Genomic DNA, 23,590 nt, shown 5'->3' with positions numbered 1-23,590 from the left:
AACGTCCTGACCGGTACGTGTCTTCCTTGGGTGAGCGCGTTGTGACGAGAGTCTCCAGGCGCTAAGTCATGAAAGACAATCAACCCTATCGTGTTTGGCGGGTGTCCGTCAGCGCAGGTCGCTGATCCCGGCGGTGACCGCCGCCTTCTCGATGGCGAGGATCCGACCGGGCCAGGAGTCGGGCTGGTCGGGCTGGTAGCACGGGTCGCTCGTGTCGCCGGTGCTCGGTGGGCAGGGGCCGGCGAGCTCGGCGTAGCCGACCAGGACGAGCCGGGTCTCGTGCTCCGCGACCAGCTCGGACTCGAACCACAGGCTGTCGCCACCGTCCAGACCCGGGTAGGTCGCCTGTGAGCGTGCCGCGCGCTTCGGCCCGGCGTCGAGATCGTCGCTGACATCGGTGGGCAGCGAGGTGACGGTCGGGTCGACGCCGAGCTTGTTGGCCGGGCAGACCTCCATCCACTCCATGATCTCGTTGTACGCAGCGCCGGCGGCGTTCTCGTCGGTGAAGTCCAGCACCGCGACGTGCACCTGGCCGACCATGGCGCTGTCGGTGTCCCAGCGGTAGTCGGAGGCGACCTTCGCCGAGGCACCGAGCGAGGAGAGCCATTCCTTCTGGCAGGCCAGCGTCGGCACGTCGGGGGTGGGCGTGTACTGGTTCCAGCCGAGCTGGCTCTCGAAGCGGTCGAGCGCGGGGAAGGTGCTGCCGTCGACCAGGTTGGCCGCGCTGAGACCGTCCGCCGCGGGCGATCCTGTCTCCGTCGGGGTGGCGGACGGATCGCCCGGGGGCGCGACGCCGACCATCCGGTAGGCAGCGTTGACGGCAGAGGTCTGCAGGGTGGTGGGCGAGACGTAGTCCTGGACACCGCGCTTCCGGGTCATCACCAGCACCCGGTCCTCGGCGGAGACGACGGCCGTCGCGGTCTCCCAGACCGCGTTCATGTCCGGGTCCTCGGGCTGGTACGTCACCACGTTGATGTCCCCGGCCGAGATGACTCCGCTCTCGACCGGGAGCGAACCGGCGACGTCCGCTCCGTCCACGCCGGGGCACGAGGTCGCGGCGTCGGAGAGGTCGGTGCGTACCTTCTCGGCCTCGTCGGCCGAGCCGAACTCGGCGACGACGGCGTTGAGCGTTCCTGCCGCGTCTGCCATCTCCTCGCCGGGCTCCGCGACGAAGTCGCGGCGGTACGTCGCCCGTGCCCCCGCATCGCCCAGCGACTCGGTGAGGCAGTCGTTGTAGGTGTCGGTGCCCTCGCCGTCGTAGGTCTGCTCCTGGACCCACGCCGGGTAGGGGTCGTCGGCGACGAGGTCGTCCTCGGTCGGCAGGTTGGCGCGGGTGAGATCGGACGCAGATGCGGAGCCGGACGGGCTGGAGGCGACCGCGCTGTCGCTCGTGGCCGGTGCGGGGTCGATCCCCTTGTCGCCGAGTCCGGTGGAGAGGAAGATGACCGGCCCGGCGACGACGGCGGCCACGGCCGCGACGCCGGCGGCGACGGCGGCACGACGGCGGCGCCGGATCTGGTCGCCTCGGCTCCGGGCCGCGGCTGCGGAGCTCATCGGCGCTCCGGGGGCATCGGCGCGGAACTGGTCCAGACGCGAGATCGGGTCACTCATCTCAGGCCTCCTTCCAGATGGCGCCGGGTGTCTCGTCTGCGAGCAGCTCCGCCAGGGTGGCTCGTCCTCGAGCCAAGCGGGCTTTGATGGTGCCGGTGGGCGCGCCGACCTCGGCGGCCACCTGATGGACCGGCAGATCGGCGATGTGGTGCAGGACGATGGCCTGGCGCTGCGCCTCGGGAAGCTGCTTCAGCGCCGCGACGAGCGCCACATGGGACTCGTCCACGGCCGGCATCTCCGTGCGGGCGCCGACGGCCCTGTCGGCGGCACGGCCTGCGTACTTCTTCCGGCGCCAGCGGCCCACGGCGAGGCGGTAGGCGGTGGTGCGGACCCAGGCTTCGGGGTAGTCGACCGAGGACATCTTGCGCCGGTGCGCCCAGGCGCGGGCGAACGCCTCCTGGACGCACTCCGCTGCCTCGTCGAAGTCGCCGATCATGGCGTACAGCTGAGCACACAAGCGGCGGTAGGACGCGTTGTACAGCGCGTCGAACTCGTCCTCGTCCATCGTCTTGCCTCCCCGGCTGGCTTTCCCCGACCCTTGCAGGAGCGTCAGTGTCGCGGATTGATACGTGCGAGCGTCCACATGGGTTGCATATCCGGTCATCTGGACGAGAGCCGATCGGCCGCGGCGGGGAGCATCTGCTGCACCGGGGTGCCGCCATCCTCGGCCGGCCAGGTGTAGTCCTGCCCGCTGACGAGGTGGCTGAGGACGGCGATCCGGGTGCCGCTGAGGACGACGCCCATCTCCAGGAACCACCCGTCCTCCTCGCGGCCGGCGGGGTCGTACTGCGTCCCGGGAGCGGCCGTGATCGGGCCGTAGATGGAGTACCCTGCGACGCCCTCGGCCGGCGCCGACATCGGCACGTCGCCGAACGGGTTGGGCTTGAAGCTGTCCGAGCCTTCGGGGCTGCAGCCGTCGAACCAGGTGAGCACGTCCTCGTACGCCGCCTGGGCCTCCTCGTTGGACGGGAACTCGGCGATCGTCTCGTTGAGATAGGCGTCGGCGTCGGGGTCACCGCCTTCGGAGGTCTCCAGGCCGAAGTTCCGCTGCATGGTGGCGATCGCTCCGCGGGCCTTCATGGAGCCCTGCCAGCAGGCGTTGCCCGCGGGGGTGGCCTCGCCGGTGGTCGTCGAGCCGGAGCTCTCGACCCAGTCCAGCGCTCCTCCGTTGGGGTAGATCGCGTCCTCGCCGGTGAGCAGGTTGCGCGCGGACAGGGTCGGCTCCGGGGCCTTGCTGGTCGCCGGTGAGGAGGCCGGCGGATTCGAGGACGGCTCGACCGGACTCTTCGCGCCGACCATCCGGTGGGCGGCGTTGACGGCCGAGGTCTGCAGGTCGGTCGGCGAGACGTAGCTCTGCACGCCACGCTTCCGGGTCATCACCAGGACGCGGTCGTCGGCGGAGACGACGGCAGTCGCGATCTCCCAGACCGCGTTCATGTCCGGGTCGTCGGGCTGGTACGTCACCACGTCGATCTCCCCGGCGGAGACGACGCCACCTTCGACGGGGAGCGAGCCCGCGGTCTCAGGGGCATCCACGCCGCGGCACGTGGCCGCTGCCTCGGCGAGCTCGCCGCCCGCCTTCTCGGCCGCCTCGGGCGAGTCGAACTCGGCGACGACGGCCTTCAGTGTCCCGGCCGAGTCCGACAGCTCGTCCCCGGGCCGGGGGACGAAGTCACGGCGCACGCTCGCCAGCGCACCCGCGTCGCTCAGAGACGCGGTGAGGCACTCGTTGTGGTCGCCCCGTCCCTCACCGTCATAGGTCCGCTCCTCGACCCAGGCCGGGAACGGCTCGTCCGCGACCAGGTCTGCCGCGATCGGAAGGGCTGCGCGGGTGAGGTCCGACGCCGGCGCGGAGGCCGAGGCCGAGGCACTGGGGGCGACCGTGCTCGGAGTCTCGCTGGGCGCCGGCGCAGGATCGATGGCCTTGTCGCCGAATCCGGCGGAGAGGAAGATGATCGGTCCGGCGACGACCGCGGCCAGGGCCACGGCTCCGGCGGTGACGAGGGTGCGCTGGCGGCGGCGGATCTGGTCACCCCGGCGGCGTACCTCGGCTGCGGACTTCATCGGTGCTCCAGGGGTGTTCGCGCGGAACCGGTCCAGGCGGGAGATCGGGTCACTCATCGCACGCCTCCTTCCAGTGCGGTGCCGGGCGCTTCGTCGGCCAGCAGCGCTGCCAGCGCGGTGCGCCCGCGGGAGAGGCGGGCCTTGATGGTTCCGGTCGGTACGCCGACCTCCGCGGCCACCTGGTGGACGGGCAGGTCGGCGATGTGATGCAGGACGATCGCTTGACGCTGGGCCTCGGGAAGCTGCTTGAGGGCGTCGACGAGAGCGACGTGGGTCTCGTCGACGGCGGGCATCTCGGTGCGGACGCCGACGGCTCTGTCGGTGACGCGGCCGGCGTACTTCTTTCTGCGCCAGCGGCCCACCGCGAGGCGGTAGGCGGTGGTGCGGACCCAGGCTTCGGGGTAGTCGACCGAGGACATCTTCCGTCGGTGCGCCCAGGCGCGGGCGAAGGCCTCCTGGACACATTCGGCGGCCTCGTCGGAGTCGCCGATCATGGCGTACACCTGCGCGCACACGCGGCGGTAGGACGCGTTGTAGAACACGTCGAACTCGTCCTCGTCCATCGCTTGCCTCCCCGGACCGGCCGGACCCCGATCTGGCCCTGCGCCAGCCTCAGAGGTTCAGATGCATGGGAGGCAGGTCCGGTTGCATCCGGAGGGACAAGTCTTCTGAAGAGGGACTCAGAGATAGTCGAGCCGGTACGCAGCGCGTTTGGTGAGCGCGACGAAGTCGGAGTTGCTGATGTCGGCGTCGCCGTCGGGCACGAAGCTCATCTGGGCGACGTTGGCGCCGCGCCGGATCGCGGCCATCCGGTAGTAGATCGAGGAGTTCTCGAGCTCGACCCGGATGTCCCACACCGTGATCGCGCCGTCCTTGATGGACTCGGTCGCGAGCTGGGTGACGTGGCTACCGAGCTGCTTGTCGCTGCACTTGTCCAGCCGGCCCTTGATCGCGACGTTGAAGGCCTGCGCCTCCTTGGCGGAGCCGAACTTGCCGACCGTCTCGGTGAGACCGAAGATCGGCGCGAGCTTCTTCTTCGTCTCGGGGATCACGAAGGAACGCGTCTGGGCGCCGGTCATGCCCTTGGCGTTGAACTCGGTGCTGTCGCAGCGGGTCTGGGCCGGGTTGGTCTTGGCCGCCTTCGCCTCGGTGCCCTCCCAGGGGTCACCGATGGTGCTGACCGGCGGCAGGTCGGTCTCGTTGATCAGCCCCGGTGCCTTGCCGGTGGCGAGCGGGACCACCGTCGCCTGCGGACGCTTGGTCTCCACGCACGCGCCCGCACCCGGCATCGAGCAGAGGTTGTGGACGGCGGTGCCGAGCATCGTCGAGGTCCTGGCCGCGGTCGTGCTGGACTTGCCCTCGGTCTTCACGGTCACCGCGGCGGTGTGCCTGCCGGTGCGTGCGACGCCGTAGGTGACCGCCCGGTTGTTCTCCCAGTCGCGGTAGGTGAACAGGGTCGCCTGGTCTCCGATGCCCTCGACCGTCTCGGTGACCATCAGCTGGTAGCGGGGCTCGGCGCACGCTGCGTACCACCCCTGCATCTTCTTGTACGCCGCAGCCGCAGCCGTCGCGTCGACCGATGACTCGATCGTGGTGCCGGCGGTGGTCGCCTTCGCCTTGGCGGTGAAGGTGCGCGCCAGGCTCGCCACCGGCCGCTTGTCGGCCGAGGTGTCGGCCTGGCAGGGAATGGTGAGGCCGGTGCCCTCGAGGTTGTCGGAGGAGATGTCCACGGCCCAGGTGCCGCCGTAGATCTTCGCGACCTCCTCCTCGGTCATCAGGTCCTTGGCGGTCAGCTTCTTGCCGGGGATCTGGCTGGGCTCGACCTCGAACTCCTCGGCCGCCGACTGCATCGAGAGCGTGTTGAGCCGCGGCGCGGTCTCGGCGCCCTGAGTGACGAAGAAGCCGGTGCCGACCAGGGCGGCGATGGCCGCGGCGGCGCCGATGGTGGTGTGCACCCGGCGGCGCACGGCGCCGGCGGTGGTGATCGTCGAGGTCTTCGGCCAGGGCTGCTCGGTGAGCACGTCGACGAGCGGGTCGAAGATCGACTGCAGCTGCTCCGGAGCGATCCCGAGCTCGGCACAGATGGCGGCGTTGGCGGCCTGTAGGTCGGTCTCGGTGCGGCTGATCGGGGTGCCGACCTCACGGGCCAGCTGAGCCAGGTCGACGCTGGTCAGGTGGCCGAGCAGGAAGACCTTGCGGTCGTGGAGCGGCAGGCCGCGCAGCGCGGAGAGGGTGTGGCGCGCCTCCGGCGCGATCGTCTGGTCGCGGTGGAGCAGGGGCACCGAGTGGTTGCGGATCGCCTTGGACCAGGCGATCGGGCGCACCCAGTCCTCGCGCTCGAAGTCGTCCATCGGCTTCACCTTGCGCCAGTGGTGCCAGGTGATGACCAGCGCGCCGCGCACGGCAGCCTTGGCGGCCTCCAGATCCCCGGTCAGCGACCAGGTTTGGAGAAGGAGGCGCCCACGGACGTCCTGATAGAACGCCTCGAAGGTCTCGTGGTCTGCCGTGGTCATGCCCATGTCAGCGGTCAACTGTAGGTGATTCGGTCGAATGAACGGCAATACCCGCAGATGCACAGGCGGGTATCAACCGCTGTGACCAAGCCGGGGACCGCTCCTGGCGGCGCGTCGCCGAGATCGAGGGTGCCGGGGTTGGGAGGATGAGACGCGATGTCCTCGCTCCTGCCTCCTCGCACCCCTGACCGCGGGCTCTCCGCGGATGATCTCCATGATCTCCGCCATCGCCGCCCGCTGGTCGCGGTCGCCCTGCTCGGCGGCATCGGCACGGCCGCAGCCACGCTGATCGTGTGCCTGGCGATCGGCATCCTCGGCTGGTTCATCAGCGACATGGGCGCCCACGGCGAACCCTCGGACGCCCTGCGTGTCGCCGCGATCGGGTGGCTGCTCGGTCACGGTTCGGGCGTCGTCGTCTCCGGGGTCGCGGTCACCGTCGTCCCGCTCGGGCTGACCCTCGTCCTCGCCTGGGTTCTGTGGCAGGTCGGCGTCCGGGTAGGTGACGCGGTCTCGCTGCACGGCCCTGACGCCAACGCCCTCGCCGACGGCGAGCGCGACCTGACCGTCCCGGTCGTCGCCGGGCTGTTCACGTTCGGCTACACGGTGACCGCGATCGTGACGGCGCTCGTCGCCGGCACCCCAGTCACGGCTCCGAGCATCGCCGGCGTCTTCGCCTGGTCGGTCGGGCTCTGCGTGGTCGTGGCCCTGCCCGCGATCGCGGTCGGCTCCGGCCGCGCGGCGCTGTGGATCACGCTGCTGCCACGCGCCGCCGTGGACGTACTCGTGATGGTCAGGTCGATCCTGGTCTGGTGGTTCGCGGTCAGCACCCTGGTGTTCTTCGCGGCCCTCTTCACCGACTTCACCACGTCGGTCAACGTCGTCTCCCAGCTCCACCTCGACGTCGGCGGGATCATCCTCTACTCGCTGCTCGCCGTCTTCGTGCTCCCCAACGCCGTGCTCTTCTCCAGTGCGTACGCCCTGGGCCCGGGCTTCACGGTCGGTGTCGGCACCACCGTCACCCCGACGGCGGTCACCCTCGGCCCGCTGCCGATGTTCCCGATGCTCGCCGCCCTGCCCGACAACGGCGCCCCGCCCGCCTGGGTCGCCGCGGTGATGGCGCTCGGCCCGCTCACCGCCTTCTGGGCCGTCTGTCGGGTCAGCCGGGTCCGGCCCACCCTGCGCTGGTCCGAGGGCGCCCTCCGCGGCGTCAGCGCCGGCGTCGTCGCCGGCCTGCTCCTCGCCATTCTTTCCGGCGTCGCCGGCGGATCCGTCGGCCCCGGCCGGATGGCCGACGTCGGGCCGTACGCCGGGCAGGTGCTCGTCAACGCCATCGCCTTCTTCGGCCTCGCCGGTCTCCTCGCCGGGCTCACGATGACCTGGTGGCACCGGCGTACGCTCCCCGCCGACGAGTGATTCGTGCGGGTGGGGGCCCGGTGGTGCTCACTGGGCGCAGGCGCGAGCCTGGTGCTGCTCTACAGTGACGGCGTGGCTCTTCGTCTTGTCGTCCTCGTGTCCGGGTCGGGCACCAACCTCCAGGCCCTGCTGGACGCCTGCGCGTCGCCGGAGTTCGGGGCGGAGGTGGTCGCGGTCGGGGCCGACCGCGACGGGATCCAGGGGCTGACCCGGGCGAGCGACGCCGGGATCCCGACGTTCGTGCACCGGGTCAAGGACTTCGGGTCGCGCGAGGAGTGGGATGCGGCGCTGGCGGAGTCGGTGGCTGCGTACGAGCCTGATCTGGTCGTCTCTGCCGGGTTCATGAAGCTGGTGGGGGAGGCGTTCCTGGACCGGTTCGGGGGGAAGACGCTCAACACGCATCCGGCGCTGCTGCCGTCCTTCCCGGGGATGCACGGGGCGCGGGACGCGCTGGAGTACGGCGTGAAGGTGACCGGGGCGACGCTGTTCGTCGTCGACGCAGGGGTCGACACCGGGATGATCATGGCGCAGGTGACGGTGCCGGTGAAGGACGACGACACCGAGGAGACGCTGCACGAGCGGATCAAGGTCGTGGAGCGTTCGATGCTCGTCGAGAACGTCGGACGGATCGCCCGTGAGGGCTACACCGTCGACGGCAGGCGAGTTCGATTCGGACCTGCCTGAGCGGTTAGAGTGACGAGCACACGACTGGCGCAGGTGGGGGACCACCGGGGAGTGTGAGAGACGGCATCGACCGCCTGGGTGCCCTCATCGAAATCGTTGACCGATGAGGAGATTGCTGTGCTCGATCAGATCACCATCAAGCGGGCCTTGGTGTCCGTCTACGACAAGACCGGTCTCGAAGACCTGGTCCGCGGGCTCCACGACGCTGGTGTCGAGCTCGTCTCGACCGGCGGCTCGGCAGCACTGATCGAGAAGCTCGGCCTGCCGGTGACCAAGGTCGAGGACCTGACCGGCTTCCCCGAGTGCCTCGACGGCCGGGTGAAGACGCTCCACCCGCGCGTGCACGCCGGCATCCTCGCCGACCGCCGCCTCGAGTCCCACGTCGAGCAGCTCAAGGAGCTCGAGGTGGAGCCGTTCGACCTGGTCGTGGTGAACCTCTACCCGTTCGCCGAGACCGTCGCCTCCGGCGCCGGCATCGACGACTGCATCGAGAAGATCGACATCGGTGGCCCGTCCATGGTTCGCGCCGCCGCGAAGAACCACCCGTCCGTCGCGATCGTTACCGACGGTGCCGACTACGCGAAGGCTCTTGAGGCCGCGCGGGGCGAGGGCTTCACCTACGAGGAGCGCAAGGCGCTGGCGGCCAAGGCGTTCGTCCACACCGCGACGTACGACGTCCAGGTCGCCTCCTGGATGGGCTCCGTGCTCACCGACAGCACCGACGGCACCGGCTTCCCGGCGTGGGTCGGTGGGACGTACGAGAAGGCGACCGTGCTGCGCTACGGCGAGAACCCGCACCAGAAGGCCGCTCTCTACCTCAACGGGTTCGGCCCCGCCGGGCTCGCCCGTGCCGAGCAGCTGCACGGCAAGGAGATGTCCTACAACAACTACACCGACACCGATGCCGCCCGGCGCGCTGCCAACGACTTCGCCGAGCCCGCGGTGGCGATCATCAAGCACGCCAACCCGTGCGGCCTGGCCGTCGGTGCCGACATCGCCGAGGCCCACCGGCGCGCCCACGCCTGCGACCCGGTCTCCGCCTTCGGTGGCGTGATCGCCTCCAACCGGCCGGTGACGGTCGAGATGGCCCAGCAGGTCGCTGAGGTGTTCACCGAGGTCATCGTGGCGCCGGGCTACGAGGACGGTGCGGTCGAGATCCTGCAGGGCAAGAAGAACATCCGCATCCTGGTCGCACCCGCCGACGAGCGTGCCCCGGTCGAGACCCGCCCGATCTCCGGTGGCCTGCTGATGCAGCAGGTCGACCACGTCGACGCCGAGGGCGACGACCCGGCTTCGTGGACGCTGGCCACGGGCGAGGCCGCCGACGAGGCCACCCTCGCCGACCTGGCCTTCGCCTGGAAGGCCTGCCGCTCGGCCAAGTCCAACGCGATCCTGCTGGCCTCCGACGGTGCCTCGGTCGGCATCGGCATGGGCCAGGTCAACCGCGTCGACTCCTGCCGCCTGGCCGTCGAGCGTGCGAACACCCTCGCCGAGGGCTCCGAGCGTGCCCGCGGCGCCGTCGCCGCCTCCGACGCCTTCTTCCCCTTCGAGGACGGCCCGCAGATCCTGCTCGACGCCGGCGTCAAGGCGATCGTCCAGCCCGGCGGCTCCATCCGCGACGAGCTCACCATCAAGGCCTGCGAGGCAGCCGGGGTGACGATGTACTTCACCGGAACCCGCCACTTCGCGCACTAGCGCGCGCAGCGCGCTAAGCGCCGACTCGGCGCAAATGTCCCGGAGGAGCGAAGCGGGGGAGGGACCTTTGCGCCGCGTCGGCGAAAGCCCGGCGTAAGTCGGACTGCTGGACAAACCGGCGCGGAAGCGAGCGCGAAACGACGCGCCACACCGCAGCGTACGAAATTCTTTGAAGACCGAGTGACAGGATTGACATCGTGACAGCACAGAAGCTGGACGGCACCGCGACGCTGAAGGCGATCAAGGCCGAGCTCGCAGAGCGGGTCGAGAAGCTGAAGGCCCAGGGCATCACCCCGGGCATCGGCACCGTCCTGGTCGGCGACGACCCCGGCTCGCACTGGTACGTCAACGCCAAGCACAAGGACGCAGCCGAGATCGGTGTCGCCTCGACCCGTGTCGACCTGCCCGCCACGGCCACCCAGGCGGAGGTCGAGAAGGTCATCGACGAGCTCAACGCGGATCCGGCCGTCACCGGCTTCCTCATCCAGCAGCCGACCGGCCTGGACGAGTTCGCGCTGCTCTCCCGGGTCGCTCCGGACAAGGACGTCGACGGCCTCCACCCCTACAACCTCGGCAAGCTGGTCCTCGGTGAGGACGGGCCGCTGCCGTGCACCCCGGTGGGCTGCATCGAGCTGCTGCGGCGGCACGGGGTCGAGATCAAGGGCGCCGAGGTCGTCGTGGTCGGCCGTGGGCTGACCGTCGGGCGTCCGCTGGGCCTGCTGCTCACCCGCCGCTCGGAGAACGCCACGGTCACTCTGTGCCACACCGGCACCCGCGACCTGGCCGCCCACACCCGCAACGCCGACATCGTGGTGGCTGCCGCCGGCGTGCCCGGGATCATCACCAAGGACATGGTCAAGCCGGGCGCGGCCCTGTTGGACGTCGGTGTCTCCCGCGTCGACGGTAAGATCGCAGGAGACCTCGCCGAGGACGTGTGGGACGTAGCTGGCTGGGTGTCGCCGAACCCGGGTGGGGTGGGTCCGATGACACGCGCCATGCTGCTCTCCAATATCGTCCTCAGCGCTGAGAAGGCTCTCGAAAGGCTCTGACATCGTGTCCGTCCACCCGCCGCTCACCCCCACGCCGCAGGCTCCCGCACCGGCGGCGGTTGCTCCTGAGCACGAGAAGACGGACCTCCAAGACGTACGCGGCTTCCCCTCGACCATCGGCGGGTTCGTCTACCTCGGGGTGCTGACGGCGGCGATCGTCGGTCTCGGGCTGGTCGGCTTCGGCCACTGGCGGGTGGGGATCATCGTCCTCGCCGCCGGGGTGGGGTCCGCGTCGTTGGGGCGGGCGGTGCTGCGTACGAAGGATGCCGGGATGCTGGCGGTGCGCAACCGCTGGTTCGACGTGGCCCTGCTGGCGCTGACCGCGGGTGCGCTGTGGATCCTCGCGGTGACCGTTCCCGGAGAATGAAGACGTAACAAATAGGACGAAGGCCGCCCCGAGGGGCGGCCTTCGTGCTTCTCGAGACTACTGCTCGATCGGGACCCATTCCTGCTTGGCGTAGTCCCAGCGCCAGCCGTCCTGCTCGTAGACCGGGAGGTCGCCCTCGGTGGTCTGGGTCGGCTGCTGCCAGGCCGGCTGGCCACCGTTGCCGGCGCCGCCGGAGACGATGGTGCGGTCGCTGGTCTCGGGAGCTGCCGGTGCGGGGTCCGCGGCCGGTGCGGCGGGCGCTGCCGGTGCGGGCGGGGTGGCGGCAGCTGCGGGTGCCGCGGGGGCGGCCGCCTGGGAGTCCCACGACTGGAAGCTGGGGGCAGGGGTCAGGTTGTCGCCGCCGAAGGCGAGTCCTGCGCCCGGGATCTCGGAGCCGTCCTTGTTGAAGAGCAGCGGGTAGACGAACCCGGCCAGGGCACCGCCGACCGCGGGGATGATCAGGAAGACCGGGAGGTCGACCAGTGCGTCGGTGCCGGAGAAGAGGGCTGGTCCGAACGACCGGGCGGGGTTGACCGAGGTGCCGGTCAACGGGATGCCGACGAAGTGGATCGCGGCGAGCGAGAAACCGATGGCCAGCGGCGCCGCGGTGGCGTTGGTCCCCGCCCGCTTGTCGGTGACACCGAGGATGACGAAGACGAAGATGAACGTGAGGACGAGCTCGGCGAGAATCGCGCCGATGAGCCCGGTTCCGGCTCCGTCACCCCAGGCGTTGGCTGCGAGGCCGCCGTCGCTCCACGAGTTGTAGCCGGAAGAGAGTGCGACGAGGAACAGCACGAGCGCACCGAGCGTCGCGCCGACGAACTGTGCGCCGATGTAGGCGCCCGCGTCCTTCCAGCTGATCCGGCCGGCCGAGGCCACGCCGAGAGTCACGGCCGGGTTGAAGTGGCCACCGGAGATGCGGCCGAAGGTGTAGGCGCCGATCACGACGGCGATGCCGAAGGCCAGGCCGACAGCGGCGACCTCGAGGCCCCAGAGGGCGTTCCTCGGTCCGGCGTGGGTGGCGCCGGCGATGATCGCGACGACCGAGCCGCACCCGAGGAACACCAGAATGAATGTCCCGATGACCTCGGCTGCGAGTTTCTGGATGAAGGTCGGCTCCGCCGCCGACAATGATTCCTCAGTCATGTCCCCTAAACCCTTCAATGTCTGTTGACGTCGGTCAGACCCATCGACACCCGAGAAGCACTCAGGTATCAGCAGTCACCTGAACAACATGAGGTGTTGACACACAGTAACTCTTTTGCGACGGCACATCGTGGTGCTTAGGTGGGGCGGGGCGGCGTTACGCCACCCTCTCTGTTATCTTGATGTCAAGACACTTTCGTTTCGTCAGGAGTAGCCACAGCAATGGCCGCACGAATCATCTACACCCACACCGACGAGGCGCCGCTGCTGGCGACGTACTCCTTCCTTCCGATCGTCTCGGCCTACGCGGCCAAGGCGGGGGTCGAGGTCGAGACGCGTGACATCTCCGTGGCCTCGCGCATCCTGGCCCAGTTCGGCCTGGCCGACGACGCGCTCGGTGAGCTCGGTGAGCTGGCGAAGACGCCGGAAGCCAACATCGTCAAGCTGCCCAACATCTCCGCCTCCATCCCGCAGCTCAAGGCCGCGATCAAGGAGCTGCAGACCCAGGGCTACCAGATCCCCGACTACCCCGAGGCGCCCAGCACGCCCGAGGAGGAGGAGATCCGGGCCAAGTACGACAAGGTCAAGGGCTCCGCGGTGAACCCGGTCCTGCGTGAGGGCAACTCCGACCGGCGCGCGCCGGGCTCGGTCAAGGCGTACGCCAAGGCCCACCCGCACACCAACAAGCCGTTCTCCGACGACTCCAAGACGACCGTCGCCACGATGGGTGCGCGCGACTTCAAGTCCAACGAGAAGTCCGTGACCATCCCGGCCGACGACACGCTCTCCATCGTGCTCGAGAAGGCCGACGGCGAGACGGTGACGCTGCTCGCCGAACTGCCGGTGCTCGAGGGCGAGATCGTCGACGCGACGTACATGTCCGTCGCCAACCTGCACGCCTTCCTCGAGAACGCGCTCGCCAAGGCCAAGGCCGACGACGTGCTCTTCTCGCTGCACCTGAAGGCGACGATGATGAAGGTCTCCGACCCGATCATCTTCGGCCACGTCGTGAAGGCCTACTTCAAGGACGTCTTCGAGAAGTACGGCGCCGACCTCCAGGCCGCCGGCCTGTCCGCCAACGACGGCCTCGGCGCGATCCTGTCGGGCCTCTCCGGCCTGGAGAAGGGCGCCGAGATCGAGAAGGCCATCGCGACTGCCATCGCCGAGGGCCCGCGCCTGTCCTACGTCAACTCCGACAAGGGCATCACCAACCTGCACGTCCCCTCCGACGTCATCATCGACGCCTCGATCCCGGCCCTGGTCCGCAACGGCGGCAAGCTGTGGGGCGTCGACGGCGGCGAGGACGACACCCTCGCGGTGATTCCGGACTCCTCCTACGCCGGGGTCTACCAGACCGTCATCGACGACGTGAAGAAGAACGGCCCGCTCGACCCGGCCACGATCGGCACCGTCCCCAACGTGGGTCTGATGGCGCAGAAGGCCGAGGAGTACGGCTCCCACGACAAGACCTTCGAGATCTCGGCCGCCGGCACCGTGCGGGTGCTCAACAAGGCCGGCGACGTGCTCATCGAGCACGACGTCGAGGTCGGCGACATCTGGCGTGCCTGCCAGACCAAGGACATCCCGGTCCGCGACTGGGTCAAGCTCGCCGTCAGCCGGGCCCGCGACTCCAAGACCCCGGCCATCTTCTGGCTCGACGAGTCGCGCGCCCACGACGCCTCGCTGATCGCCAAGGTCACCAAGTACCTCGCCGACTCGTCCATCGTCGGCGACACCGAGGGCGCGGACATCAAGATCCTCTCGCCCGAGCTCGCCACCGCGTACTCCCTCGAGCGCCTGCGCAACGGTGAGGACACCATCTCGGTCACCGGCAACGTGCTGCGTGACTACAACACCGACCTGTTCCCGATCCTCGAGGTCGGTACGTCGGCGAAGATGCTCTCCATCGTCCCGCTGATCGCCGGTGGCGGTCTGTTCGAGACCGGTGCGGGCGGCTCGGCCCCGAAGCACGTGCAGCAGCTGGTCGAGGAGGACTACCTCCGCTGGGACTCGCTGGGTGAGTTCTTCGCGCTGGTGCCTGCGTTCGAGAAGTACGCCGAGCAGGCCTCGGCTCCTTCCGCGAAGGTGCTCGCGGCGGCGCTCGACCGGGCGACCGCGACGTTCCTCGAGAACGACCGCTCGCCGGGTCGCAAGCTCGGCACCACGGACAACCGCGGCTCCCACTTCTACCTCGGCCTCTACTGGGCCCAGGAGCTCGCCGCGCAGACCGAGGACACCGAGCTCGCGGCCGCGTTCAAGGGTCTCGCCGAGACCCTCGCCGCCAACGAGGCCAAGATCGTCGAGGAGCTCCTCGCGGTCCAGGGCAAGCCCGCCGACATCGGCGGCTACTACCTGCCCAACCCCGAGAAGGTCACCGCCGTGATGCGTCCGTCCACGACGCTCAACGAGGCGATCGACTCTCTCTAGTCGACCCCTTGCGACGGCCCGGCACGGACTCGTGCCGGGCCGTCGTCCTGTGTCAGGACACCTTCCCGGCGTACGTGACCTTGGTCTCCAGATCTTTCTTCTGATTCCTATAGGTGCAGGTCAGCATCGTGTTTGTGGCCGGGTGAGGGCGGAAAACCTTTAGGTGGGTGTCGGTGGTCGCGCATACCGTGATCTTCTGATGACTGCGACCCTCTCGACTCCGCCCGCGCCCACCTCAGGCAAGGCTCTCGGAGTCCCCGCCGACCCTGCCGACCCGAGCCGGCAGGTCGACTGGCGACGCCTGAAGGGGCCGGTCACGGTCGCGGCGCTGATCGCGCTGGCGGTCGCCATGGTGGGTCAGTCGATCGGCACCGTCGTGGCCGGACGGCTGGCAGAGAACCCGACCGCGAGCCTGGTCGGCTGGCTGGCGCTGTGCGTGATCGGCGCCTCGCTGGTCGACTCGACCGCGAAGATCGCCTGGGTCGGGGTCTCCGACCGGGTCGAGGGCAAGCTGCGCGAGGACGTGCTCCAGGCTGCCATGCGACAGCCGCTCTCGGAGCTGAGCGAGCAGGCCGTCGGCGAGATCCTCGACCGGGTCGACGACGACTCCCACGAGGTCGGCAACCTGCTGCGCTGGCAGCTGTGGATGCTCTTCCGCTCGGTCTTCGCGGCGCTGCCGATGTGGATCGTGGCCAGCTTCACCTGGTGGCCGGCGGCGATCCTGTTCCCGCTGCTCGCCGTGGTGACCTGGTTCGTCATCCGTCGGCTGCTGGGCAAGATCTCCGAGCTCAAGGTCATCGAGGAGGCGTCCTGGACCGACCATGCCGCCGTGCTCGAGGAGGGCATCGCGGGGCGTGACGACCTGCGTACGAGCCTGGGCCAGGACCACGTGGTCGCCCGGGTGGCGAGACTGTCGGCGACGGTCCACGAGAAGTTCCGTGCGGTCGTCACGGTCGAGGCCAAGGTCGGTCGTCGCGCCGGGGTGCTGCTCCACTCGCTGCTGGCCGGCATCGGCCTGGCCGGAGTGGCGCTCGCCGCGACCGACCGCCTCGGGATCAGCGCGCTGGTGACGTTGTTCCTGGTCACGAGCACGTTCGTGGGCCAGATCGCGATGCTCGCCAACCACCTGCCTGACATTCAGGCCGGCCTCGGCGCGGTCATCCGGCTGCGTCAGATGATGGGTTCCGAGCCGGAGCCCGAAGGCGGCGCGCCCGTGCCCGACGGGGGAGCGCTGGAGGTCGACCTGCGCGACCTGACCTTCTCCTACGCCGAGGGCACCTTCGCCCTCCAGGGCATCTCGCTCACGGTGCCGGCCGGCGACACCATCGCCCTGGTGGGCCGCACCGGCTCGGGCAAGTCGACGCTCGCCTCGCTGCTCTCCCGGGCGGTCGAGCCGCCGCGCGGCTCGGTGTTCCTGGGTGACGTGGACGTACGCGACCTCGACCTGCAGCAGCTGCGCGCCTCCGTGGGAGTGGTGACACAGCGCACCGAGATCCTGGCCGGCACGCTCGCGGAGAACATCGCGCTCTTCGACGACGAGCGTCCGCGCGAGGACATCGAGCGGGCGGTGGCCCGGCTCGGGCTCTCCGAGTGGGTCGGGGGTCTCCCTGACGGGCTCGACACCCTGCTCGGCCCCGGCGGCACCTCGTTGTCGGCGGGGGAGGAGCAGTTGGTCGCCTTCGCGCGGCTGCTGGTGCGCGACGTGCGCGTGGTCGTGCTCGACGAGGCGACCGCGCGGATGGACCCGCTCACCGAGCGCCGGGTGGTCGCGGCCGCCGACCGGCTGCTGACCGGGCGCACGGGCATCCTGATCGCCCACCGGCTCTCCACCATCGAGCGCGCTCCTCATGTGGCCGTGCTCGACCACGGCCGGGTGATCCAGCACGGCCTGAGGGCCTCGCTGGCGACCGCGCCCGGGCCGTTCCGCGACCTGCTGGAGGCCAGCCGCACCGATCACCACGACTCGCCGTCGCCGGACGCGCTGGACCGATCGTTGGCCATCGACCACTCCACCCTCGATCATGTCGCGGAGGGCAACGTGGGCGGCAAGCGTCGCTCGGGCGCTCCGCCGGACGTCCCCGAGGTCGGCACCGGGCCGACTCTCGCCCGGGGGATCCTGCACGCCCTGTTCCTGCGCCCCGAGTGGGGTGTCGCGGGTGCGCTGCTCTTCCTGTTCGCCTCGATGACCGGTGCGCAGGGTGCCTTCACCGGGCTCCTGTGGGGCCGGATCGTCGAGTCGCTGCAGGACGGCGGCAGGCCGACGGTGATGTCGGTGCTGCTCGTAGTCAGCCTGCTGGCCGCGCCGCTGATGCTCGCCGACGCCTTCTACCGCTACCCGCGCTGGTGGATCGAGGTCATGCTGCGGGCCCGGATGGCTGTGCTCTACGGCCAGACCCGCCAGCACCGGCTGACGCGTACGCCGCCGGGTGAGGTCGTCGCTCGCTCGATGGACGCGGACCGCTACGCCCGCTACGCCGACCGCTGGGTCGACTTCGTCAACGGTCTGGTCATCGCGACGATCACCGCCCTGCTGGCGGGCACCGCGCTCGCGGGCGCCGTGCTCCTGGTCGTCATGATCGCCTCGGCGCTGGCCTCCGCGGTCGGCCGGCCGATCGCCGGCCGCTCCGCCACGGCCTCCTCCGCCGCTCGCGCTCGGTTCGGTCGCGCGGTGGTCTCCGCGCTGGAGTCCGTACGCACCGTGAAGCTGGCCGCGGCCACCCCGCAGGTCCACGCCCACCTGCAGCACGTCGACTCCGGCCGGGTCGAGGCAGCGGTGAAGGAACACCGGGTGCAGGCATTCCTCGACGGGGTGCCCGCGCTCATGGTGCAGTGTGGCGTCGTGGCCGCCTGGGGGATCTACTTCGGCGGCGGCTGGGGTCTGGCCACGGCGCTGCTGGTGGCCAACGCCGTCTCGGGCTTCGACTGGTTCGGCCGGGTGGCCGGAATGGTCGTCACCGAGGCTCCGGGCACGCGTGCGTGGCAGAAGGAGACCAGCCGGTTCGCCGGTGGTCGCGACCTGATGGACCTGCCGCCGGGCGTCGACCTGGTCTCCGGTGAAGCGCCGGATCCGGGTCCGGTCGACCAGGTGCCGCTCGACTCCCTCGAGATCTCGGCCCTGTCAGCGGTCCACGACGACGGCACGATCGGTGTCTCCGACGTCTCGCTCACGATCTCGCGCGGCGAGCTGGTCCTGCTCGTGGGGCAGGTCGGCTCCGGCAAGTCGTCCCTGCTGGCGTCGCTGGCCGGCCTCATCGAGCACACCGGCACCATCCGGTGGAACGACGAGCTGGTCCAGGACCCGCAGTCCTTCCTGAGGCCGGGGCAGGTGGCGTACGTCGCCCAGGTGCCACGGGTGCTCTCCGGCACCTTCGCCGACAACATCCGCCTGGGCCACGATCGACCCTTCGACAGCCCGGTCGCCGACGCGCGGCTCGAGCTCGACGTCAAGGAGGCGGGCGGCGCGGACGCGATCGTCGGTCACCGTGGCGTACGGCTCTCCGGGGGGCAGGTCCAGCGCCTCGCCCTCGCACGAGCGCTGGCCGCCGACACCGAGCTGCTCCTGGCCGACGACGTGTCCTCGGCGCTGGACGCCGCGACCGAGATCGAGCTCTGGCGGGCGCTGCGCGACCGGCACACGACGGTCATCGGAGCCACCTCGAAGCGAGCCGCTCTCGCCCAGGCCGACCGCGTCGTCGTCATGGTCGACGGCGAGATCGCCGCGGTGGGTCCGTGGGCCGAGCTCGCCCCGGCCTGGTCCCACCTCGCCGGCTGACCTCCGGCTCGGCAGGCCGCCTGACGCCTCGGTGTCAGGCGGCCTCGCCGTGCTCGAGCGTGCGGCGCAGCGCAGCAGCATCCACGCCGAGGGCCTGTAGGGCAGCATGTCCTTCCCCTTCTGCGCGAAGGACGCCGAGCAGGATGTGCTCGGTCCCGATCGAGCGGTCCTCGAGCCGGATCGCCTCGCGCAGCGAGAGCTCGAGGACCTTCTTCGCGTCCTTGGTGAAGGGGATGTGCCCGCCGAGACGGCGGCGCGGCTTCCCGCTGTCCAGGGCGCCGGCGCCGAAGACCTCCTCCACCTTGGAGCGCACCGCGTCCAGGTCGATCCCGAGCGTCGACAGCGCGTCGGCGTCGTCGTTGCCGAGACGCCCATGGGCCCGCTCGACCTCCGCCCGCAGCGCTCCCGCCTCGACCCCGGCCTCGGTGAGCGCCCGGGCAGCGGACGAACCGGCGCTGGAGCCGATCGCCAGCAGCAGGTGGTCGTCGCCGATGCGCTCGTGACCGAGCTCGGTGGCGTACGTCTGGGCCGCGGTCACCGCATCGCGGGCCGACTTGGTGAATCTCTCGAACATCACATCTCCTTCGAGTACTTCTTGTGGACCGCCTGGCGGCTGACCTCCAGCGCGTCGGCGATCTCCTGCCAGGCCCATCCCTGTCGGCGGGCGTTCGCCACCTGCAGCCGCTCCAGCGAGTCGGCGAGGCGACGCAGCGCGAGCGCGGCTCGCAACCCCGTGCTCGGGTCGGCGCTCGCGGCCGACTCGGCGAGATCCTTCGCATCCGTCATGCTGTCAATATAGGTTGACAATCTCGCCGTGTCAACCATGGTTGACAGGATCGCTCGGGCGGCGGGACCGGGGTCACACCGATTCACGGAATAGCCCACAAATCGCCGAAGGTTAGGCAGTAGTGACCGATACCGCCACCGCCGAGACCGCCGTCAGACCGGTCACCCCTGTCCAGTTCGTCATCGCCGTGCTCGCGCTCGCGATGGGCGGGTTCGCGATCGGTACGACCGAGTTCGTCACCATGGGCGTGCTGCCCGAGATCGCCGAGGGCGTCGGTGTCGGAACCTCGACGGCCGGCCACCTGATCAGCGCTTATGCGGTCGGGGTGGTCGTCGGCGTACCGATCCTCTCGTTCTTCGTCGCCCATCTTCCGCGCAAGGGGCTGCTGCTGTCGCTGATGGCGGCGTACGCCCTGTTCAACGTGCTCAGCGCGGTCGCCGTCGACTTCCACATGCTGCTGGTCGCGAGGTTCCTCGACGGGCTCCCGCACGGCGCCTACTTCGGTGTCGCGACCATCGTCGCCACGTCGATGGCCGCGCCGAAGCACCGCGGCCGGGCGGTCGCCCTGGTGATGCTCGGGCTCTCGGTCGCCAACGTGATCGGTGTCCCGTTCGCGACCTGGCTCGGTCAGACCGCCGGCTGGCGGGCGCCGTACGCAGCCGCAGCAGGCCTCGCCCTGCTGACCGTGGTGCTGGTGCAGCTCTCGGTGCCCCACTTCCCGGGCGACCCGAACGCGACCGGCCGCAGCGAGGCCGGCCGGTTCTTCACCAACAAGCAGGTCTGGCTGACGATGCTCGCGGGCGCGATCGGGTTCGGCGGCATGTTCGCGGCCTACTCCTACATCTCCCCGATCGTCACCGACACCGCCGGCCTGGCCGAGGGAGCGGTGCCGTGGTTCGTGTTCGCGTTCGGCGTCGGAATGGTCGTCGGCACCTGGGTCGCGGGCGAGCTGGCCCGCTGGTCGGTGATGGGATCGCTGCTCGCGAGCAGCCTCGGCATGGTGGCGGTGCTGACCCTCTTCTGGCTGGTCGCCCCGGCCGGGTGGTGGCTTGCGCCGGTCGCCTTCCTGACCACCGCGATCGCGTCGGTGCTGGTGATCAACCTGCAGGTGCGCCTGATGGACGTCGCCGACGACGCGGTGACCCTCGGCGCGGCGATGAACCATGCGAGCCTCAACATCGCCAACGCCCTCGGTGCCTTCGCCGGCGGCCTGGCCCTCGATGTCTGGAGCGTCCGCGAGGCGCCGTTGGTCGGCGCCGGCCTGGCCGCCGCCGGGATGGTGGTGCTGCTGTGGAGCACCAGCATCCACCGGCGTAGGGCCTAGGAGAACGCCGAGTCGGCGCGTTAGAACGCGCCGACTCGGCGAGATCTTCTAGAGGGCCGCCTCGTCGTCACCCGAGGCGGTGGCGGCCTCGACCGCCGCGAGGAATCCGTCGGCCCAGGCCTTGGAGTCGTGGTGGCGGACGGTGTCCCACAACCCGCGCATCCGGTCCTTGGCCTCGGCCTCGTCCATGTCGACGGCCTGCAGGAAGACCCGGACCATGTCGGAGACGTCGTGGGGGTTGGTCAGCACCGCGCCGCGCAGCTCGGCGGCCGCCCCGGCGAACTCGGAGAGCACCAGCGTGCCGCTCGTGCCGAGGAGACCGTGGACCGCGGCGTACTCCTTCGCGACCAGGTTGAGGCCGTCGCGCAGCGGGGTGATCCACATGATGTCGGCGTTGGCGTAGTAGGCCAGCAGCTCGTCGAACGGGATCGGCCGGAAGTAGAAGTGCACCGGCATCCAGCCCATCCGCGAGAACCGGCCGTTGATCCGCCCGACCGCCTGCTCGATCTGGTTCTGCAGCGTCTTGTAGACGGTCATCTCGCCGGCCGCGGGCACGCACACCAGCACCAGCGACAGCTCGCCCAGCAACGACGGGTCCTGGAGCAGCGCCCGCTCGAAGGCCTCGAGCTGCTGCAGCACGCCCTTGGTGTAGTCGAGCCGGGATACGGCCAGCGCGATCCGCTGGCCCTCGAACTCGTCCGCCACCCGAGCGATCGAGCTCTGCACCGCCGGGGTGGCCAGCGTCTGCTCGATCCGGGTCGTGTCGACGCTGACCGGGTTGGCGCCCAGGTGCACCCGGCGCCCACCGACGTCGATCACCGAGGGCATGGTGTCCAGACCGAGAGCGAAGCCGTACGTCCGGAACCGAGGCGCCGAGTCCTCCGTCTCGACGACCTCGACCGGCGCCACGCCGCGGGCCACGTCGACGAAGTTCTCGACCTGACGGGGGATGTGGAACGAGATGTAGTCGCACTGCAGCAGCGAGCCGATGATCTCGCGGCGCCACGGCACCACGTTGAACACGTCCGCACCGGGGAAGTGGGTGTGGTGCAGGAACGCGATCTTCACGTCCGGCCGCATCTCCCGTAGGTAGGCCGGCACCATCCACAGGTTGTAGTCGTGGATCCAGACGATGCCTCCGTACGCCACCTCGGCCGCCGCCTGCTCGGCGAAGGCCCGGTTGACCCGGCAATAGACCTTCCAGTCCTCCTCCTTGAACTTCGCGCGTTCCCAGAAGGTGTGCAGCAGCGGCCAGAACGCTTCCTTGGAGAAGCGTTTGTAGAAGACGTCGACGTCCTTCTTCGACAGCGGCAGCCGGGAGGCCACCAGGCCCGGGTAGAGCTTGGGGTCGACGACCGTGTGGGTGGCGAACTTGCCGCGCTTGGGGTCGTCGATGGACCAGGCGACCCAGGACCCGGTGCGCTCGGTGAAGAAGGAGAGCAGCGTCGGGATGATGCCGTTGGGCGACTTCGGGCGCCGGCGCTTGACCTCTCCGTCCTCGATCACCTCGTCATAGGGGAGCCGGTGGTAGACCATCACGAGGTCGGACTTCCCCGGGTCGTCGGCGTCGTTCTCCGGGTCGTAGATGTGCTCGTCGTCGAGCAGGTTGAAGTGCCTGATCGCCTGCAGGATCCCGCCGGTGCCGGGGGAGGTGGCGTGGAACGTACGCTCCTTGTCGCGGGTCGCGTCCAGCAGCAGGTCCTCGGCCTCGCCGACGCAGACGCCCGGGAACCCGATGTCGTACATCGACAGGTCGTTGAGGGTGTCCCCGGCGACCAGCACGCGGTCCTTGGGGATGCCGAGGTGCTCGACGAGCTTGGTGACGGTGTAGCCCTTGTTGATCCCGGCGGGCAACACGTCGAGGTAGTGGCTGGCGGAGTAGAGCAGGTCGCAGCCGATCTCCGCGACCAGCGGTGCGAGGTCGTCGGTGACGGCCTCGGGGTCGCAGAAGTAGGAGACCCGGCGGTCCTGCGGCACGTTCTGTCGGACCAGTCCGGGGCGGTCGCCGATCTTCTCGAGCACGGTGAGCTCGCCCGGCCACTTGGCGGCGATCTCCTGCTGGATGGGCTCGACGGCGAGCAGGTCGTGTCCGGTCACGATGGTCGCGCCGACATCGCAGATGATGAAGTCGGGCGTCGGGATGGTCGGGTCCGCGAGCAGCGGCAGCACCGACTCCAGCCCACGACCGGTGACGAAGGACAGCAGTACGTCCTCGCGGCGGCTCAGCGTCTGGTACAGCTTGACCTTCGCCTCGGGGTCGCCGGCTAGGAAGGTTCCGTCCAGATCGGTCGCTAGCAGCATGCGTGCGTTGGCAGCGGACGTGTCGTTCACAAGTCTCCTCGAGGGTCGCCTGGCCTCGAGGCCGATTCGGCAGCTGGCCCGAGGCTGCGGACCCCTGGGAGGATCCGCGGGTCGACCAACCAGGCTAACAGGGGCACATGTCAGGCCGGGAACGGGCGGTTGACGCATCATCGAATCTGCGCTGAGTAGAGCCTCTCAGGAGGTCCACAAACTCGTAAGAAATTGGATGCACCTGTTCGATAACTCCATCGAGGATCCGTCGTTGATGGGGCATGCGGATCCTGCCCGCGGCCTTCAAGAAGACCGCGGGCGACCACGGTCCTCGACGTTGATCACGGGGGGCGCCGAGGCCCATGGCCGGCACGCAGATCGGTGCCGCGGGCAGGGTCCACAGCTCGTACGGATCGGTTCTCGATCCTCTTCCTCCCACCATTTCG

General features: G+C 69.8%; 17 protein-coding genes and 1 riboswitch. Of the genes, 8 read left to right on the top strand and 9 right to left on the bottom strand.

Annotated features, from left to right (window positions below; translation table 11 throughout):
• Window positions 1-108: 108 nt before the first annotated feature.
• The 5 genes from ACFV9G_RS11025 to ACFV9G_RS11005 form a co-directional block, all read right to left on the bottom strand.
• Window positions 109-1,611, bottom strand: a complete 1,503-nt coding sequence (locus tag ACFV9G_RS11025) for a hypothetical protein (protein WP_378727509.1) — start codon at window positions 1,609-1,611, stop codon at window positions 109-111.
• A gap of 1 nt (window position 1,612) precedes the next feature.
• Entirely contained in the window at window positions 1,613-2,116 is a 504-nt protein-coding gene (locus ACFV9G_RS11020) for a SigE family RNA polymerase sigma factor (protein WP_378727508.1), read from the bottom strand.
• A 95-nt stretch (window positions 2,117-2,211) separates the two neighbouring features.
• Window positions 2,212-3,732, bottom strand: a complete 1,521-nt coding sequence (locus ACFV9G_RS11015; protein WP_378727507.1) for a hypothetical protein — start codon at window positions 3,730-3,732, stop codon at window positions 2,212-2,214.
• Window positions 3,729-4,238, bottom strand: coding sequence for an RNA polymerase sigma factor (locus tag ACFV9G_RS11010; RefSeq protein ID WP_378727506.1), 510 nt, complete (start codon window positions 4,236-4,238; stop codon window positions 3,729-3,731). The genes ACFV9G_RS11015 and ACFV9G_RS11010 overlap by 4 nt, the downstream gene beginning before the upstream one ends.
• Window positions 4,239-4,355: 117 nt before the next feature.
• A complete protein-coding gene (locus tag ACFV9G_RS11005; protein WP_378727505.1) occupies window positions 4,356-6,188 on the bottom strand; it encodes a hypothetical protein in 1,833 nt (610 codons plus the stop codon).
• A gap of 156 nt (window positions 6,189-6,344) precedes the next feature.
• Between ACFV9G_RS11005 and ACFV9G_RS11000 the strand changes: the two genes are divergently transcribed.
• The 5 genes from ACFV9G_RS11000 to ACFV9G_RS10980 all read left to right on the top strand — a co-directional run bounded on the left by ACFV9G_RS11000 (window position 6,345) and on the right by ACFV9G_RS10980 (window position 11,396).
• Window positions 6,345-7,601, top strand: coding sequence for a DUF6350 family protein (locus tag ACFV9G_RS11000; RefSeq protein WP_378727504.1), 1,257 nt, complete (start codon window positions 6,345-6,347; stop codon window positions 7,599-7,601).
• A 72-nt stretch (window positions 7,602-7,673) separates the two neighbouring features.
• Window positions 7,674-8,285, top strand: a complete 612-nt coding sequence (gene purN, locus ACFV9G_RS10995; RefSeq protein ID WP_378727503.1) for a phosphoribosylglycinamide formyltransferase — start codon at window positions 7,674-7,676, stop codon at window positions 8,283-8,285.
• Window positions 8,286-8,295: 10 nt separating this feature from the next.
• A riboswitch (ZMP/ZTP riboswitch) is annotated at window positions 8,296-8,372 on the top strand.
• 30 nt (window positions 8,373-8,402) lie between these two features.
• Window positions 8,403-9,980 carry a bifunctional phosphoribosylaminoimidazolecarboxamide formyltransferase/IMP cyclohydrolase gene (purH, locus tag ACFV9G_RS10990; RefSeq protein ID WP_378727502.1) on the top strand — a complete coding sequence of 526 codons (1,578 nt, stop codon included), beginning with the start codon at window positions 8,403-8,405 and terminating at the stop codon, window positions 9,978-9,980.
• A gap of 197 nt (window positions 9,981-10,177) precedes the next feature.
• Window positions 10,178-11,029, top strand: coding sequence for a bifunctional methylenetetrahydrofolate dehydrogenase/methenyltetrahydrofolate cyclohydrolase (locus ACFV9G_RS10985; RefSeq protein ID WP_378727501.1), 852 nt, complete (start codon window positions 10,178-10,180; stop codon window positions 11,027-11,029).
• Between the two features lie 4 nt (window positions 11,030-11,033).
• A complete protein-coding gene (locus tag ACFV9G_RS10980; protein ID WP_378727500.1) occupies window positions 11,034-11,396 on the top strand; it encodes a DUF3017 domain-containing protein in 363 nt (120 codons plus the stop codon).
• A gap of 57 nt (window positions 11,397-11,453) precedes the next feature.
• Here the strand turns inward: ACFV9G_RS10980 and ACFV9G_RS10975 are convergent, their stop codons facing one another.
• On the bottom strand, window positions 11,454-12,542 hold the full coding sequence (locus ACFV9G_RS10975; RefSeq protein WP_378727499.1) for an MIP/aquaporin family protein: 1,089 nt from the start codon (window positions 12,540-12,542) through the stop codon (window positions 11,454-11,456).
• Window positions 12,543-12,764: 222 nt separating this feature from the next.
• On the opposite strand from ACFV9G_RS10975, the gene ACFV9G_RS10970 reads away from it, so the two are divergent.
• Window positions 12,765-14,969 (top strand): NADP-dependent isocitrate dehydrogenase, encoded by a 2,205-nt coding sequence (locus ACFV9G_RS10970; protein ID WP_378727498.1) that lies wholly within the window; start codon window positions 12,765-12,767, stop codon window positions 14,967-14,969.
• Between the two features lie 199 nt (window positions 14,970-15,168).
• Window positions 15,169-18,741 carry an ATP-binding cassette domain-containing protein gene (locus ACFV9G_RS10965; RefSeq protein ID WP_378727497.1) on the top strand — a complete coding sequence of 1,191 codons (3,573 nt, stop codon included), beginning with the start codon at window positions 15,169-15,171 and terminating at the stop codon, window positions 18,739-18,741.
• Between the two features lie 34 nt (window positions 18,742-18,775).
• Here the strand turns inward: ACFV9G_RS10965 and ACFV9G_RS10960 are convergent, their stop codons facing one another.
• Together ACFV9G_RS10960 and ACFV9G_RS10955 are read right to left on the bottom strand one after the other, a co-directional pair.
• Window positions 18,776-19,315, bottom strand: a complete 540-nt coding sequence (locus ACFV9G_RS10960) for a Clp protease N-terminal domain-containing protein (protein ID WP_378727496.1) — start codon at window positions 19,313-19,315, stop codon at window positions 18,776-18,778.
• On the bottom strand, window positions 19,315-19,527 hold the full coding sequence (locus tag ACFV9G_RS10955; protein ID WP_091052828.1) for a helix-turn-helix domain-containing protein: 213 nt from the start codon (window positions 19,525-19,527) through the stop codon (window positions 19,315-19,317). Before ACFV9G_RS10955 ends, ACFV9G_RS10960 begins: the two co-directional genes overlap by 1 nt.
• A gap of 122 nt (window positions 19,528-19,649) precedes the next feature.
• Here ACFV9G_RS10955 and ACFV9G_RS10950 point away from each other — a divergent pair, with 122 nt between their 5' ends.
• Window positions 19,650-20,852, top strand: coding sequence for an MFS transporter (locus ACFV9G_RS10950; protein ID WP_378727495.1), 1,203 nt, complete (start codon window positions 19,650-19,652; stop codon window positions 20,850-20,852).
• Between the two features lie 48 nt (window positions 20,853-20,900).
• Here the strand turns inward: ACFV9G_RS10950 and ggpS are convergent, their stop codons facing one another.
• Window positions 20,901-23,183 (bottom strand): glucosylglycerol-phosphate synthase, encoded by a 2,283-nt coding sequence (ggpS, locus tag ACFV9G_RS10945; RefSeq protein ID WP_378727494.1) that lies wholly within the window; start codon window positions 23,181-23,183, stop codon window positions 20,901-20,903.
• Window positions 23,184-23,590 lie beyond the last annotated feature (407 nt).

The organism is Nocardioides sp. NPDC059952 (assembly GCF_042730435.1).
Lineage (GTDB): Bacteria > Actinomycetota > Actinomycetes > Propionibacteriales > Nocardioidaceae > Nocardioides.
This window is presented reverse-complemented; position numbering and strand designations above follow the sequence as displayed.

Bases quoted from the DNA above. Each gene is read 5' to 3' on its own strand.
- ACFV9G_RS10970 (WP_378727498.1), top strand. From the start codon at position 12,765: ATGGCCGCACGAATCATCTACACCCACACCGACGAGGCGCCGCTGCTG.
- ACFV9G_RS11000 (WP_378727504.1), top strand. From the start codon at position 6,345: ATGTCCTCGCTCCTGCCTCCTCGCACCCCTGACCGCGGGCTCTCCGCG.
- ACFV9G_RS11010 (WP_378727506.1), bottom strand. From the start codon at position 4,238: ATGGACGAGGACGAGTTCGACGTGTTCTACAACGCGTCCTACCGCCGC.
- ACFV9G_RS11025 (WP_378727509.1), bottom strand. From the start codon at position 1,611: ATGAGTGACCCGATCTCGCGTCTGGACCAGTTCCGCGCCGATGCCCCC.
- ACFV9G_RS10965 (WP_378727497.1), top strand. From the start codon at position 15,169: ATGACTGCGACCCTCTCGACTCCGCCCGCGCCCACCTCAGGCAAGGCT.
- ACFV9G_RS10960 (WP_378727496.1), bottom strand. From the start codon at position 19,315: ATGTTCGAGAGATTCACCAAGTCGGCCCGCGATGCGGTGACCGCGGCC.
- ACFV9G_RS10975 (WP_378727499.1), bottom strand. From the start codon at position 12,542: ATGACTGAGGAATCATTGTCGGCGGCGGAGCCGACCTTCATCCAGAAA.
- ACFV9G_RS11015 (WP_378727507.1), bottom strand. From the start codon at position 3,732: ATGAGTGACCCGATCTCCCGCCTGGACCGGTTCCGCGCGAACACCCCT.
- ACFV9G_RS10955 (WP_091052828.1), bottom strand. From the start codon at position 19,527: ATGACGGATGCGAAGGATCTCGCCGAGTCGGCCGCGAGCGCCGACCCG.
- ACFV9G_RS11005 (WP_378727505.1), bottom strand. From the start codon at position 6,188: ATGACCACGGCAGACCACGAGACCTTCGAGGCGTTCTATCAGGACGTC.
- ACFV9G_RS11020 (WP_378727508.1), bottom strand. From the start codon at position 2,116: ATGGACGAGGACGAGTTCGACGCGCTGTACAACGCGTCCTACCGCCGC.